Raw genomic sequence first — 15,393 nt, forward strand, 5'->3', positions numbered from 1 at the left:
TTTTAAAGCGAAGTACTTGGCTTCTTTGCTGCAATACCTTATAAATTAACTATGCATAAAAATTCGCCGCTTAAGGCTTTAATCCTACGGAGGTCTGCATGAGCGACCCGGTGCTCAAATCCAAAGCGCTTGGTTTGATGTATGGCTTATTGGCCGGAGAAGTTTTGGGCTCCGCTGTTGAAGGCTTAGAGCAAAACGAAAGGGATGAGCGCCTGAGCTTTGAACTTACAGAAATTTTGCTGCAAAACCCGTGGCAAACCTTGTCAGGACAAGCGACAGACAGTGGCGAACTCTCGGTATTGTTGTGCCGCTTATTAGCGCATTACGGTGAATATCAGGAGGAGGGGGCCTGGCAAGCTTATGAATATTGGCTTAGAACTGAACCTTTTGCCGTACCGGACGAATTAAAACGCGCTCTGTTATCTGAACAGGATGATGAGTCTGCTGCCACTACAGCTTTAGCTCGTGTAGCGCCTGTGGCTTTGATGGTGCCATATCAGTCTTTACCTCAGCTCGCTGCATGGGCTATGGCCGATACAGCGCTGACGCACCCGAATATGCTTTGTCAGCAAATCAGTGGTTTGTATGTGATGGCGCTAGGCCATGTGCTGGAGAATGATTGCAGTGCTGATGAACTGTATCAATTGATCAAAGACTGGGCATCACAGCTTAAAGTGGATAAACGTATTATCCGTGTTATTGATCAGGCTCTGTTTATGCCACCCACAGACTTTGAGCTGTCTGACACTCCTGTGCTGGTCTGTTTTCAGAATGCGATCTGGCAGCTGCTATACGCGCAGGATTACCTGGATGCTATGTTCGATACCATCAAAAGGGGCGGAGATACGGCCAATAATGCTGCAGTGGCAGGCGCGTTGTTAGGCGCCTGTTATGGTGTGGCAGAAGTGCCGGAATTACTGCGAAATGCTATTACCCACTGCAGACCACTCAAAGGTCAGTTTGGCGTGCGTCAACCACGGCCAGAGTGCTGCTGGGCTAATGAAGTGGAATACTTAACGGAGCAGATTTTAACAGGCACAAAAAAACCGGCATAGCAGCCGGTTTTATGTACAGGACGTACGGTATGCCGGAAATGCAGGAGCATGTTTTCGGCGATGTACAGGACGTACGGTATGCCGGAAATGCAGGAGCACATTTTCGGCGATGTAACAGTGCAACTAATTCATCGACTTATTTGCTGTTACGGGTTTCTTCACAGGACTTTTTATCCACGCATTCACCGTACAGATACAAACTGTGGTGTGTCAGCTTGATACCGTTTTTCTCTGAAATTTCTAATTGCTTGCGTTCAATGTCGTCATCTTCAAACTCGATAACTTTACCGCAGTTTAAGCAGACCAGATGATCGTGGTGATCAATGCGGCTTAATTCAAAGACTGACTTACCACCTTCAAAGTGATGACGAGTGACTATGCCTGCATCATCAAATTGGTTTAATACGCGGTACACAGTAGCCAAGCCAATATCTTCACCTAATTCCAGCAAAATCTTATACACATCTTCGGCACTGATATGCTGATGATTGGGGTCCTGCAAAATATCGAGGATCTTCACTCGTGGCAGTGTGACCTTAAGGCCTGCTTTACGTAATTCGGTATTATGATCTGACATGGACTCTTCTACTCTTTCTTGAATTTCAAATGATTATAAGGCCATTACCAACAGAAGCAACCTATAAATCTGCCTCTTAATACCAGCAAAGCGCAGACAAAGCACAAACAAGGCGTTAGAATCCTGCTAAACAGGTCTTACCAGAGGTTGTTATGCGTTGGGCATTTAATCCTGCCGTGATGCGGCATTTATTAAACTTGTGGCCGCCATTTTTTTTCAGTGGCATCAAGGTTGTGGAATTAGCAGAGGACTACAGATACTGCAAGGTGGAGCTAAAAAACAGGCCCTGGACTCGTAACATCAATAGCAGCCAGTTTGGTGGTTCTATGTTTGCGATGACCGATCCTATTTATCCACTGATGCTGATGGGTACTTTGGGGAAAGAGTATATGGTCTGGGATAAACAGGCGGATATTAATTACATCACGCCGGGGCGTGGCAAATTAATGGCTGAGTTTTTACTGACAGATACTGAGCTTGAACATATCAAACAACAAACCGAAGCAGGGGAGAAATATTTTCCTGATTTTGTCGTGCATGTAAAAGACAGTAAAGGTGAGTTGGTATGCGAGGTAAAACGTAAGGTGTATATTCGTAAAAAACCTAAGTACCGTGACTAGGGGTCAGAGCCTGAGGGATCCCCACGAACTTTTCATTAAGCAGCCCAGCAGACAGCATACTCAGCAGTATACTGTCTGAACCGTTCGATTACTCCAAACTCGTGTTCTACATCCATATCTTCCTCTCCCGTTGCCAGTATTCGTGCTCCTAAAAAAACACAGCTCAATACATGACGACGCTTCTCTGTATTGGCCTGGAATCGTCGTGCCAAACCCGCATCTCTCGCCAGTAAACCCAGCAGGTGGAGATAAATGCAGGATAAAGTCCCTATCAAGACTAACACTCTAAGTCGTTGAGTTTTCCTCGTTTTATGCATATTCATCCCAAGTCCAAATCGCTCGGATTTATGGTCTCTGAAGCTTTCTTCTATCTGCATTCTGGCACCATATCGTTTCACGATAGCATTGGCCTGGCCTGCGTTTTCAACAGAAAGTGAGGTGGCTAATAACCAAGGCTCGTCCGCTCCCTTTGCTGCTTTTAAACTCACTTTGCTACGTCTGGGCTCACCATTGCGGTTGTAGGCATGCCTCCCTTTTGCAGCCCCCTTATACAGCACGAGTGCGGTCTCCATCGGATTGGTCTTCGCCAGCATGACCCCATTGAACCAGAGCGCTTTTTCACTTGCCTTCTCATACAGCGACTTGCATGACTGCCAGTCATGCTGCGTTGTCGCAAATTGAGTTTGGTTGCGTACTCTCCCGATGTAATTCCATCCTAGTTCAAGGAGTTGCCTGAACCAAGGTCCTCGGAATCCAGCATCGGTCACCACGATAGGTGTGCATGACGATGGAATAATACTTTCCAGGTTATCCAGAAATTGACGGTGTGTCGCAGGCTTGTCTTTTCGCTCAAGAGGATGAACCTCTTCGTACACAGTGATAGAACGCCCCTGGCACACTAAAGCGGCGCGAAGCAGAAAGTTCTTTTGCTCTGGTTCCATATCTGACCAATCGACCAGCAGTACGGGCTGCTCAAGGCCACTCAAGAATAACCGACTGATTTGTCGATAAATATCAGGGATTTCGTGGTGTAAATTCAGATTGGAAAGCAGGCGGTCTGCACTTTTAATCCGATGTTTTTCATAGGCTTTTGTGCCAATACCACGCCCTAGCGAAGTCACCGTCAGATGGTTCTTCATCGCAGCACTGAGGATGCAGTTTTCCAGAGATTGTCTGCGCACTTTGTGCATTGAGGGTGTGACACAGTGGAGGAAATTGGTTAGCATGTGACGAACATTCATGGTGCTTCCTTGGTAGGTTTGTTTGGCGATAGATCTGATCACCGAACACCATGAATGTTCCTTCTCACTTCTTTTTTTGTACCACCCCTATGATTTTACTCATATTTTTGTGGGGATACCTCAGGGTCAGAGCTTCAGCTCTGACCCCTATATCGAATTCAGATTAAAATCGAAGTCAATGTAAGCTATTGCTCGATAGTTTAGGAGATATATCGGATTTTCACGGAGATCTTAAAATCTGGATTTGGTGCAGCAACAACGTGGGGTCAGAGTCGATGACTCTGACCCCGGCAGGTTACAGATTCTCCAGCTCTTTTAAGCTCAGTTCATCATAAATCTGTTTACACCATTGCTTGACTCGTTGTTCTGTTAATTCAGGCTGACGGTCTTCGTCTATGCCCAAACCGACAAAATGGTCATTGTCTGCCAGTGCTTTAGAAGCGACAAAGTTGTAGCCTTTGGTTGGCCACTGACCAACCAGAATAGCGCCTTTAGGCTCAATAATGTCACGCAGAGTCCCCATAGCGTCCAGGAAATACTCGGCGTAATCTTCCTGATCACCACAACCAAAAATAGCCACTAACTTATTGGTAAAGTCGATATTTTCCAGCTCAGGGAAAAAGTCGTCCCAGTCACACTGGGCTTCACCGTAATACCATGTCGGGATACCTAACAGCAACAAATCATAACCGGCAATTTGTTCTTTTGTGCTTTTGGCAATATCCATCACATCAAACAAATGTTTGCCCAGCTCTTTTTGAATCATTTTTGCGATATGTTCAGTGTTACCTGTATCGCTACCAAAAAATATACCTACAGTTGCCATAACTTTCGCCTTCTACCTGGTCAACGCTTGTTCTAAAACCCATTCAATATAGGCGCTACGTGTCATATTTTGCTGCTCTGCAGACAAACTCAACTGTTGATACAACTGTTCAGACACTTTGCACTCTATACGCTTTAAACCTTTACTTCGATCGCGTTTGATTTGATTGCGCTTGTTCAGCTTTAACTGTTCTTCCCGTGGTAAAGGATTAGTCCTTGGCCGGCCAGGGCGCTTTTCATGCGCAAACAAATCTATTGTCGTGCGATCTGTGGCTATCTTAGCCATGTCGCGCACCTCTTTTATTCGACAAAATACTCAAAAATCACTTTAGCTAAAAAAGCTGCCGGTGATAAAAACAGCACTAACCACACAAAAATTTTGCCAAAACGAGGAGCGTTACTTTTTTTAAGTACATCCCAGATGGCCATCACAATAAACAGATAGAGGGCACCTACACCCAGAAACAGACCTAAGGTCTCAAACTGTTCAATATTCATAATGACTCTTAGCCCCAAAAAATTGCGCGCACTATAGCACAATTTTATTGGGAATTAGTTGCGTTAACTCAATAAAAAGTCGGTGACTATTTTCGCGAAAGCGACAGGTTTTTCTGCGTGTAGCCAGTGTCCTGTGCCCATAATGATTTTTGCTCTGCTCTGCGGAAACAGTGTAGTGATTTGGCTCTGATGTTCCGGCAGCAGGTAGTCAGACTCCGAGCCTTTTATAAAGAGCGTCGGTCCAGGGTAAGGGCCCTTGCTGGCGGGCGCTTCCAGTAACTGCTGATAATTAGCAATCAGGGCCTTGAGGTTAAAGCGCCAACGGAACTGATTTTCTTCTTTATACAAACTTTTTAGCAGAAACTGCCGCACACCAGTTTCCGAAATAGTTAAAGCCAGTTGCTGATCTGCTTCTTGCCTGCTTTGCAGGCTATTTAAATCAATAGCATCCAGCGCCGATAAAATCTCCAGGTGGCGTGGTCTGTTTTGTACTGGCGATATATCAGCCAGAATGAGTTTACTGACTCTGTCCGGATAGTGCAGTGCAAATTCCATCGAGACTTTGCCACCCATTGAATGGCCTAATAACACCACCTGATCCAAACCCAAATGATCAAGAGTATCTTTGATATCCTCTGCCATCAGTGCATAGGACATGCTATCGTGCCAGTCAGATCGACCATGATTACGCATGTCGAGATTGACCACTTGCCATTGTCCGGCCAGAGCACGGGCAATAACACCCAGGTTTTCATAACTGCCAAATAGGCCGTGGATCAATACAATTGCTTGACCCTGGCCTGTGATCTCGGTATTTAATATCATTATTGTTTCCGATTTAACGACCCGAATTAACGACATAGAGCATGGTATCAAAACAGCTGGCTGGCGTCAGCGACTACCTCTGTGTATACCCAAAGTAATTGGTGTTGCAGGGAGGCGACAAGTGATTGAGACCCCAGGAGCATAGTTGTCCTATGTGACTGGGGCGAAGAGCGCAGTCAACAAAGCTGCAGCTTCAAGTACGAAGGGTATATAATGGATTCATTTTCAAAAACGCGGACTAACTTCATGAAAACCATCGAAATAGATGACGATCTTTATCAATTTATCGCCAGTCAGACTCAACAGATTGGTGAAAGCGCCTCTGATATTCTGCGCCGTTTACTGATTGCCAGCCTGACCGAAGCACAGGCTCCTGCTGTACCGGTCGCAAAAAGTGTGACTAAAAAAGCAGTAGAAGTTGCACCAGAAGTTGCAGTGGACAAGATTGAGGTATCTACAGCACCAGCGGAAAAATCAGGTTCAGTTTTTGATTTTATCAGTCCACAGGATTTGTCAGCTGAGCAAAGTGTAGTAGGCCGGTTTTTGTTTATTTTATCGGCATTATCCCGCGCTCACCGTGGTGACTTTGCGCAGGTGCTGGAAATTAAAGGCCGTAACAGACTTTATTTTGGCCAGTCTGAGGCCTCCTTATTGGAAGCTGGTAGCAGTACTAACCCTAAACCTATCCCAAATACAGACTTTTGGGTGATCACCAATTCCAACACGACCCGTAAAAAAATGATGCTGACTGAAGTTGCCAGCAAATTAGGTTATAGCTCTGTTGAGGTTGAACGGATCCGCGATTTGTTATAAGGAGTTTTTATGTCGTTACATCCGCTGGCTGGGCAAACAGCTCCGGCCGCCATGTTACCTAATATAGCTCAGCTGATAGCTGCCTATTACAGCCTGAGCCCTGATGTGGCTGTTATCAGTCAGCAGGTTAGTTTTGGCACTTCAGGCCACAGAGGTGGGGCTTTACTGAAGTCCTTTAATGAAGCTCATATTCTGGCCATAGTGCAGGCTGTTGCTGAGTATCGTAAGCAGCAAGGTTTTAGCGGCCCTTTGTTTTTGGGTAAAGACACTCACGCTTTGTCTGAAGCTGCTTTTGTTACTGCCTTGCAAGTCTTGATTGCCAATGGTGTTGAAACCCGCATTCAACAGGACGGCGGTTTCACGCCAACCCCTGTGATTTCGCACGCTATTTTAGGGTACAACAAAGGCCGTACGTCGGACTTAGCTGACGGTCTGATTATTACGCCATCCCATAATCCGCCAGAAGATGGTGGCATAAAATACAATCCGCCTCATGGTGGACCAGCCGATACCGACGCAACTGATTGGATCCAAAAACGGGCTAACACCTTGTTAGCCAATGCCTTAGCTGGAGTCCAAAAACTGAGTTATGAAGCTGCGCTGGCGTCGCCTTTGTGTGTACAGATCGATTATGTTCAGCCTTATGTCGATGACTTGGCGAATGTGATTGATATGGCAGCTATTGCCAAAGCTGGCGTTAAAATAGGGGTCGACCCTTTAGGTGGTTCAGGCATAGCATTTTGGCCTGTGATTGCCAAAACTTATGGTCTGAATATCACAGTAGTGAATGAACGCGTTGACCCGGCTTTTAGCTTTATGCCTTTGGATAAAGACGGCAAAATCCGTATGGATTGCTCCTCTGCGTATGCCATGGCAAATCTTATTCAGCTCAAAGATCAGTTTGATGTAGCTATAGGCAACGATCCTGACTTCGACCGCCACGGCATAGTGACCCGAAGTGGTGGCCTGATGAATCCGAACCATTATCTGGCTGTAGCCATTAACTATTTATTGAGCAACAGGCCTTTATGGTCCACCGACTTAGCCATAGGCAAAACTCTGGTGTCTTCTGCGCTAATAGACAGAGTGACAGAAGGCCGTGGTCGCAAAGTATACGAAGTGCCGGTTGGTTTTAAATGGTTTGTCGATGGGCTGCACCAGGGCACTGTAGCTTTTGGTGGTGAAGAAAGTGCAGGGGCCAGTTTCCTGCGGTTTGATGGCACTGTCTGGTCAACTGATAAAGATGGTTTTATTTTAGGTTTACTGGCAGCGGAAATGCTGGCAAAAACCGGAGTGGATCCTTATCAGCAGTATCAGGCATTAACCAAAGAATTTGGTTCGCCTTTGTATCGTCGTCTGGATGCGGTTGCTTCAGCGGAGCAAAAAACAGCGCTGAAAAATCTGGATGTCAGCAGTGTTCAGCAGACAGTATTGGCAGGTGATCCTATACTGGCAGTGCTTACAAAAGCACCAGGAAATAACGCCAGTATTGGTGGGGTGAAGGTCGTTACGAAAAATGGCTGGTTCGCTGCGCGTCCTTCTGGTACAGAAAACAGTTACAAAATTTACTTAGAGAGTTTTGTTGATCAAAAGCATTTAATGCAGCTTGAATCTGACGCCAAAGCCTTTGTGGACGCGGTGTTTGCGACAATTTAAGCACCGGAGATAGCCTGTTATCGCGTTGTAATAAAATTACGATAACAGGCTTTATTTCCGCAAATTCTTGACTATTGCCCGCCATTTTTGTAATTTTTCTACAACTACAGTTATAAAAAAAAGCGGCTCACCGCTCATCAAACCGGGATTTGGCAATGAAAAAAACGACTTCAAAGGCAAAAGCCTCAGTGGCTATTGCAGCTCTTCCGAGCACGGAAGAATTAAAAAACAGCATTATTAAACATTTACATGGCAGCCTTGGCACTGATGTCAACAAAGCCAGCCCACAGGCCTGGTGGCGTGCAACCTGCGCTGCGGTCAACGAATATGTGTACGATGGTTTGCGTAATACCCAGCGTACTCACTACCAACAAAATACCCGCGCTATTCATTATTTTAGCCTTGAATATTTAATGGGCCGGTTATTCAGTAACAACCTGCACAACATTGGTGTTTATGATGCAGCTAAAGTTGCGCTGGCAGAGCTGGGGTTAAATATTGCTGATCTGGAAGATCAGGAAGAAGATATGGCTTTAGGCAACGGCGGTTTAGGCCGTTTAGCTGCGTGCTTTATTGACTCTATGGCCACCTTAAATTATCCAGCCATTGGTTATGGTATTCATTACGAGCACGGTTTATTTAAACAGGAATTCTCTGACGGTCGTCAGATTGAACGTCCGGACAGCTGGCGTGAATACGGCAATCCATGGGAAATCTGCCGCCCTGAGTCTGTGCAGGAAATCTCGGTGTACGGTTATGTCGAAACCACTTATGACTTACAAGGCAAAATGAAAAAAGTCTGGCACCCTGGTCGTATTATCAAGGGTGTGCCTTGGGACATTCCAGTGGTGGGTTATCAGGGCAGTTCAGTTAACGTGCTGCGTTTGTGGGAAAGCCGTGCCAGTGATTTCTTCAATTGGGACGTATTTAACTCAGGCGGCTACATTGATGCAGCGCGTCAGAACATCGAAGCTGAAACCATTTCTAAGGTCTTGTATCCAAACGATGAAACTGATGCAGGTAAAGAATTACGCTTAATTCAGCAGTACTTCTTCTGCTCATGCTCGCTAAAAGACATTATTCGTCGTTATAAGCGCGCTAATGGCGACGACTGGAGCAAATTCCCGGAGCAAGTGGCTATTCAGCTGAATGACACTCACCCTGCAGTGGCTATTCCTGAACTGGTGCGTATTCTGGTCGACCGTGCAGAAATGAGCTGGGATGATGCCTGGAATATTTGTCAGCATGTATTTGCCTATACCAACCATACCTTGTTACCAGAGGCTCTGGAAAAATGGTCAGTGCGTTTATTTGAAAAAGTATTGCCACGCCATTTAGAAATTATTTACGAAATCAACCGTCGTTTCCTGGTAGAGCAGGTGGATGTGTTATGGCCAGGTGATAACGACAAAAAACACAAGTTATCTATTATCGAAGACGGCCATGATCCTATGGTGCGTATGGGTCACTTGTCTGTCGTCGGTTCATTCCGTGTCAACGGCGTAGCGCAAATCCACTCGGATTTAGTGAAATCTGACTTATTCCCGGAAATGGTGGCCTTGTGGCCGGATAAATTCACCAACGTCACCAACGGTGTCACGCCTCGTCGCTGGTTAAAAGCCTGTAACCCACGTTTAGCTAAATTGCTGGATGAAACCATTGGCGATGAATGGCCACGTGATTTAACACAACTGAATAAATTTGCTGCTTTTGCTGATGATCCTGCCATTCAGGACGCCTTTATGGCGATTAAGCAGCAAAACAAGGCTGATTTAGCTACTGTAGTGAAAAAGCTGACCAATATCAGTATCGACCCTCATGCAATTTTTGATATTCAAATCAAAAGGTTGCATGAATACAAACGTCAGCATCTGAACCTGTTGCATATTCTGGCACTGTACCGTCGTATTCTGCAAAACCCGGATTACGACATGGTGCCACGTGTATTCCTGTTTGGCGCTAAAGCAGCTCCTGGTTACAAGCTGGCCAAAGAAATTATTTACGCCATCAACAAAGTGGCTGAGAAGATCAACAACGACAAACGGGTTAAAAACCGTCTGAAAGTGGTCTTTATGCCAAATTACCGTGTCACCCTGGCAGAAAAAATGATCCCTGCTGCTGATGTGTCAGAGCAAATCTCTACCGCAGGTAAAGAAGCTTCTGGTACAGGTAATATGAAGCTGGCGTTAAACGGCGCTATCACTGTAGGTACGCTGGATGGCGCTAATATTGAGATTGCTGAGGAAGTAGGGGCTGATAATATTTCCATCTTCGGTTTAACTGTCGATGAAGTGAAAGCGCTGCAAGCCAAAGGCTATCACAGCTGGGATTATTATTATCAGGATACCGAAATCAAAGCCATTCTGGATTGGCTGGAAACCGACTACTTCACGCCGGGTAAACCAGGCGAGCTGTCGGCTATTAAACGCAGCTTACTGGAAGGTGGTGACCCGTACTTAGTACTGGCCGATTTCCAGTCCTACGTTAAAGCACAAGAGAAAGTGGAAGGCTGGTATCGTGATCAGGCAGGCTGGGCGAGAAAAGCCATTCTGAACACTGCACTGATGGGTAAATTTACTTCGGATCGTTCTATTGAAGACTATGTAGAAAAAGTCTGGAAACTGGATGCTTGTAAGATCACTCAGCAGTAAAAACTGTTTTCAGTGAATAAAAGCCCGGTTTTCCGGGCTTTTTTATGCGGTAAAACGCAACGCTGTTATTCAAATAAACCAAGCACACGCAGAGTTTCATTAATAAAAATGGCAGCCTGCCCGGCTTGACTGATGGTTGCTGCACACTCGCCGGTCGTACTGTCGGTATACCAGCCAAACTGCGGATGGTTTCCTCCGGTAATTTCAAGGTAAGTCGTGGTAGCTGAAGGCAAGTTATCTGTCGAATTATCAATGTCTTCTAATGTCGTTTGACAATCATTGGTACCGTAAATACTGCTGACTATTGTGTTGCTCGTAGCGATGGATGTAGAGTCTTGTGGATAGGATGCAAGCAATACCAGGCCATCTTCAGGGTTATCTACTATGTATTCAACCGCTGCCACACCACCTACTGAGTGTCCGCCTACAACAAAGGCTGAACAGTGGGCAATGGCATGAGTATCCTTTTTAGCGTCATCAGCCGCATCTATTTCCAACAGTGCGAATCCCACTGGTACTTTCAAAATAAAGCTGATATAACCGGCTTCAGCTAAGGCTCTTGTATAGGGAGCATAGGCATAGGGGCTAATAAAACCACCAGGGTAAAAGGCAAAGCAGACGGATTTACGCGCGGTACTCTCTWCAGGTAAAAAGCGAATGTAGTCCCACTTATCATTGACTTGGACTGCACTGTCGGTCTCCATTGCAGTCCAGGCTTCAGCCAAGACGGTTCCTTGACCTCCTGCAAAAGCACCACAGGACGCCACCAGCAAGGTTAAAGCACTTAACAACGTTGTTATTTTCATTTATACCTCCAATGTTAGTGAATTGCACATGCACAAGCTGTACAAACAACAAGCTACATTAGATATAATGTCATAACAATATATCTTTTTTGGGTGAGGTAAAGTTAGTTATAGTTAGTTACAAATCAACGCTCAGTATCTGATCTTGCGGTGTTGTAATTCGAAATAATTGCCCCAATTACCTAATCAGGCCTGATTGAGGCGTTTAGAAGAGAATGAACAGATGAATTATCAACAGCAAGCCCAACAATGGCAGGCCTTATTCCGTCAGAAACAGCAGGGCAGTTTCCTCAGCCGTGTTCTGCTTTGGCTGGTGGCCGGCATCATGCTGGTGTTTGCCATGGGTGTGTTACTTTTTGTACTGATGCTGAGCTGGTTACTTATTCCAGTGTTTTTATACAAAAGGCATCAACTGCGTAAACAAGGCAAATCGTTTTTTGAGCAGGCGCAACAGCAACAACAAGGCAGAAGCTCAGACGCTTCAGGCCGGGTGATTGAAGGTGAAGTGCTGGAACGTAAAAGCGACAATTAACCCACAGATGTACATCAGGGCTTTGGAAAGACAGTAATTTTTTACCTACGCCCTGACCATCTATCCGGCGCTTTGGTATACTCGGCCCAGTTCTAAATCTGGTGCGTCCTATGATCCCGAAGTTAACTGCGACAGAAACACTTAATCCCCAGGTACAGGCTTATGTCACTGCCTTAACAGCTGCTGGTTTTACCGGCGATATTGAAGTCAGTTATGCCAGCCGTTTAGCCGTAGCTACAGACAACAGCGTCTATCAGCAACTGCCTGCAGCGGTGYTATTACCGAAATCTGCTGCTGATGTGCAGCTCATTTGTTCTTTGTCTCAGACGGTGAGTTTTAGCGGCATAAAATTTACCCCTCGTGGTGGTGGTACCGGCACTAATGGTCAGGCTTTAACTTCGGCAGTTGTGGTGGATTTATCCCGCCATATGCGTGAAATTATTGAGATTAATGTGGAAGAGCGCTGGGTCAGAGTGCAGGCTGGTGTGATTAAAGATCAGTTGAATGCCTTTTTAAAACCTTATGGTTTTTTCTTCTCTCCGGATTTATCCACCTCAAACCGCGCCACTATAGGCGGTATGATCAACACAGACGCTTCAGGTCAGGGCTCTTTGGTCTACGGAAAAACCAGTGATCATGTGTTATCTCTCGATACTGTGCTGATTGATGGCACAGCGCTGCACACTCATGTGATGCCAGTAGCTGAAGCAGAGCAACTGGCCGAGCGGCAGGACAGCATTGGCCGGGTGTATCGCCAGGTGTTATCCAGTTGCCGTGATTTTCGCGCTGATATTCTAAAAACTTTTCCTCGCTTAAACCGCTTTTTAACCGGTTATGACTTAGAGCATGTGTTTAACGAGAACTTAACCCAGTTTGATTTGTCCCGCATTATTACCGGTTCTGAAGGCTCCTTAGGTTTTGTGACCGAAGCCAAACTCAATATTACGCCTATAGCCAAATACAAATGTTTGGTGAATGTGAAGTACGACAGCTTTGAAAGTGCGCTGCGTAATGCACCATTTTTGGTGGCTGCACAGGCGACCTCAGTGGAAACTGTTGACAGCAAAGTGCTGGATTTAGCCCGCAACGATATTATCTGGCATCAGGTAAAAGACTTTATTGAAGACGTGCCTGGCAAAACTATGCTGGGCCTGAATATGGTCGAATACAATGCTGAAGACGAAGCGGATATGGCGCAAAAGGTTCAGCAATTAGAAGCTCGCTTGCAGCACTCTGTTGCAAACGGCGAGTCGGGCATTATTGGCTATCAGCTAACCTTTGACAACAACGCCATCACCCAAATTTATGCGATGCGTAAAAAGGCAGTGGGCCTTTTGGGCAACGCCAAAGGCAGCAAAAAGCCTATTCCTTTTACCGAAGATACCGCAGTTCCTCCTGAAAATCTGGCTGATTTTATTATGGAATTCAGAGCCTTACTCGACAGTCACGGTCTGGCCTATGGCATGTTTGGTCATGTTGATGCCGGGGTGCTGCATGTGCGTCCAGCCCTGGATATGTGTGACCCGGAGCAGGAAAAGCAGTTACGCGTTATCTCCGATCAGGTGGTAAAACTGACGGCTAAATACGGCGGCCTGATGTGGGGCGAACATGGCAAAGGTTATCGCAGTGAATATGGCCCGGAGTTTTTTGGTGAGGTTTTATTTACCGAACTGCGTAAAATCAAAACAGCGTTTGACCCATTTAACAGGGTAAACCCTGGCAAAATTTGTACTCCTATCGACAGCACAGAACAGTTAGTCAGTGTCGATGATGTCAAACGTGGTTTTTACGATCGCCAAATTCCAGTGGTGGTAAAAGACAGTTTCGACAGCAGCTTAAACTGCAACGGCAATGGCCTCTGTTTTAACTACGAAGAAAATTCCCCCATGTGCCCGTCCAGTAAGGTCACGAAAGACAGGCGCCATAGTCCAAAAGGCAGGGCTGGTTTAATGCGCGAATGGCTACGCTTAATGAGTAATCAGGGCGTGGATGTACTGGCGCAGGAGCAAGAGCTGCTAAATAAATCCCAGACGCTGTCGGGTATAGTTGGCAAAATCAAAAACAGCTGGCAGAAAAAACAAGGCCAGTATGATTTTTCACATGAAGTGATGGAAGCAATGGAAGGCTGTCTGGCCTGTAAAGCCTGTGCTGGTCAATGTCCTATTAAAGTGGATGTGCCATCCTTCAGGGCCCGTTTTATTCAGCTGTACCATAGCCGCTACTTACGACCCGCCAAAGATTATCTGGTCGGCAATATTGAACGCTCAGCGCCTTTGCTGGCCAGTATGCCGAAAGTAGTGAACTTTTTCCTGCAGCAAAGCTGGATGGCCGCATTGCTGAAAAAGACGGTGGGCTATGTTGATACACCGCAATTATCAGTCCCGACCTTAAAACAAAGGGTTGAGGGCCAGTACCACTTTGATTTAACAGCCCTGCAAGCCTTGCCAGAGACTGAAAAGCAAAAACTGGTGCTGTTGGTGCAGGATCCGTTTACCAGCTTCTACGAAGCTGATTTAGTGGCTGATGCGCTGAAGCTGATTGAAAAACTGGGTTTTCGCCCTGTGTTATTACCTTTTTTACCCAATGGCAAACCCCAGCACGTCAAAGGCTTTTTACGCGATTTTGCCAAAACTGCGAAAACTGCCTCTGACTTTTTAAATCAGGTGGCCGCTTTAGGTGCGCCGCTGGTAGGGCTGGACGCCTCTTTAGTGCTGGTGTATCGGGATGAATATGTCAAAGCTTTAGGCTCGCAGCGTGGTGACTATCAGGTGGACTTATTCCACGAATGGCTGGTAAAACAAGAGCTGCCAGCAGTTGCGAGTCGACAGAGCTTTAGCTTGCTTGCCCATTGCACCGAAAAAACCGCCTTGCCATCGACAGAAAATCAGTGGAAACAGATCTATGCCAAAGCCGGATTAGAGCTCAAAGCTTTGTCTGTGGGTTGCTGTGGTATGGCCGGTACTTATGGTCACGAAGCGCAGAATTTTGACAACAGCAAGACCTTATACGAGATGAGCTGGCAGCAGAATGTGCAAAACACCGGGGCTGCTCAGGTGCTGGTGACAGGGTTTTCCTGTCGCAGCCAGGTGAAACGTTTAGAAGGCGTTAAACCTAAACATCCGCTACAGCAACTGTTGTTGTTACTCTAGCTTATTCTGTTGCTGCTGGGGCAGGCCCAAAGCCTGCTCCATCTGATTTACACTTCCACTAAAAGTCATCAAGTTCAGCTAAGGTTTATGCCGCTGGGCTATGCTATGCATTAGCTTTTTTATCAGGTTGCTCAATTATGAATGA

The 15,393-nt window shown here is 46.0% G+C and carries 14 protein-coding genes; 7 read left to right on the forward strand and 7 right to left on the reverse strand.

What is annotated here, in order from left to right; all coding sequences use genetic code 11:
• Positions 1-98 precede the first annotated feature (98 nt).
• Complete coding sequence (locus P3C17_RS16575) at positions 99-1,055, forward strand: ADP-ribosylglycohydrolase family protein (RefSeq protein ID WP_300930474.1); 957 nt, start codon at positions 99-101, stop codon at positions 1,053-1,055.
• Positions 1,056-1,191: 136 nt separating this feature from the next.
• Here P3C17_RS16575 and fur read toward each other — a convergent pair whose 3' ends face one another.
• Positions 1,192-1,632: a ferric iron uptake transcriptional regulator gene (gene fur / locus P3C17_RS16580; RefSeq protein ID WP_008897430.1), complete on the reverse strand. Its 441-nt coding sequence runs from the start codon at positions 1,630-1,632 to the stop codon at positions 1,192-1,194.
• A 152-nt stretch (positions 1,633-1,784) separates the two neighbouring features.
• Here fur and P3C17_RS16585 point away from each other — a divergent pair, with 152 nt between their 5' ends.
• On the forward strand, positions 1,785-2,252 hold the full coding sequence (locus P3C17_RS16585) for a DUF4442 domain-containing protein (protein ID WP_300930475.1): 468 nt from the start codon (positions 1,785-1,787) through the stop codon (positions 2,250-2,252).
• A gap of 35 nt (positions 2,253-2,287) precedes the next feature.
• Here the strand turns inward: P3C17_RS16585 and P3C17_RS16590 are convergent, their stop codons facing one another.
• The 5 genes from P3C17_RS16590 to P3C17_RS16610 all read right to left on the reverse strand — a co-directional run bounded on the left by P3C17_RS16590 (position 2,288) and on the right by P3C17_RS16610 (position 5,641).
• A complete protein-coding gene (locus P3C17_RS16590) occupies positions 2,288-3,493 on the reverse strand; it encodes an IS4 family transposase (protein WP_300930476.1) in 1,206 nt (401 codons plus the stop codon).
• Between the two features lie 295 nt (positions 3,494-3,788).
• Complete coding sequence (fldA, locus tag P3C17_RS16595) at positions 3,789-4,319, reverse strand: flavodoxin FldA (RefSeq protein ID WP_233080899.1); 531 nt, start codon at positions 4,317-4,319, stop codon at positions 3,789-3,791.
• Positions 4,320-4,331: 12 nt separating this feature from the next.
• Positions 4,332-4,604: a LexA regulated protein gene (ybfE, locus tag P3C17_RS16600; protein ID WP_008897433.1), complete on the reverse strand. Its 273-nt coding sequence runs from the start codon at positions 4,602-4,604 to the stop codon at positions 4,332-4,334.
• Positions 4,605-4,618: 14 nt separating this feature from the next.
• Positions 4,619-4,816: a DUF2788 domain-containing protein gene (locus tag P3C17_RS16605; protein ID WP_008897434.1), complete on the reverse strand. Its 198-nt coding sequence runs from the start codon at positions 4,814-4,816 to the stop codon at positions 4,619-4,621.
• A 63-nt stretch (positions 4,817-4,879) separates the two neighbouring features.
• Entirely contained in the window at positions 4,880-5,641 is a 762-nt protein-coding gene (locus P3C17_RS16610) for an alpha/beta fold hydrolase (RefSeq protein ID WP_300930477.1), read from the reverse strand.
• Between the two features lie 246 nt (positions 5,642-5,887).
• On the opposite strand from P3C17_RS16610, the gene seqA reads away from it, so the two are divergent.
• The 3 genes from seqA (at position 5,888) to P3C17_RS16625 (ending at position 10,761) form a co-directional block, all read left to right on the forward strand.
• On the forward strand, positions 5,888-6,454 hold the full coding sequence (seqA, locus tag P3C17_RS16615) for a replication initiation negative regulator SeqA (RefSeq protein WP_300930478.1): 567 nt from the start codon (positions 5,888-5,890) through the stop codon (positions 6,452-6,454).
• A gap of 9 nt (positions 6,455-6,463) precedes the next feature.
• Positions 6,464-8,110, forward strand: coding sequence for a phosphoglucomutase (alpha-D-glucose-1,6-bisphosphate-dependent) (gene pgm, locus P3C17_RS16620; RefSeq protein WP_300930479.1), 1,647 nt, complete (start codon positions 6,464-6,466; stop codon positions 8,108-8,110).
• Between the two features lie 155 nt (positions 8,111-8,265).
• Positions 8,266-10,761 carry a glycogen/starch/alpha-glucan phosphorylase gene (locus P3C17_RS16625; protein ID WP_300930480.1) on the forward strand — a complete coding sequence of 832 codons (2,496 nt, stop codon included), beginning with the start codon at positions 8,266-8,268 and terminating at the stop codon, positions 10,759-10,761.
• A 65-nt stretch (positions 10,762-10,826) separates the two neighbouring features.
• On the opposite strand, the gene P3C17_RS16630 is transcribed toward P3C17_RS16625, so the two are convergent.
• Positions 10,827-11,567, reverse strand: a complete 741-nt coding sequence (locus P3C17_RS16630; protein WP_300930481.1) for an alpha/beta hydrolase — start codon at positions 11,565-11,567, stop codon at positions 10,827-10,829.
• Between the two features lie 223 nt (positions 11,568-11,790).
• Between P3C17_RS16630 and P3C17_RS16635 the strand changes: the two genes are divergently transcribed.
• Positions 11,791-12,099, forward strand: coding sequence for a hypothetical protein (locus tag P3C17_RS16635; protein WP_300930482.1), 309 nt, complete (start codon positions 11,791-11,793; stop codon positions 12,097-12,099).
• 110 nt (positions 12,100-12,209) lie between these two features.
• On the forward strand, positions 12,210-15,248 hold the full coding sequence (locus P3C17_RS16640; protein ID WP_300930483.1) for an FAD-binding and (Fe-S)-binding domain-containing protein: 3,039 nt from the start codon (positions 12,210-12,212) through the stop codon (positions 15,246-15,248).
• Positions 15,249-15,393 lie beyond the last annotated feature (145 nt).

The sequence above is a fragment of the Rheinheimera sp. 1928-s genome (assembly GCF_029269265.1).
GTDB lineage: Bacteria > Pseudomonadota > Gammaproteobacteria > Enterobacterales > Alteromonadaceae > Pararheinheimera.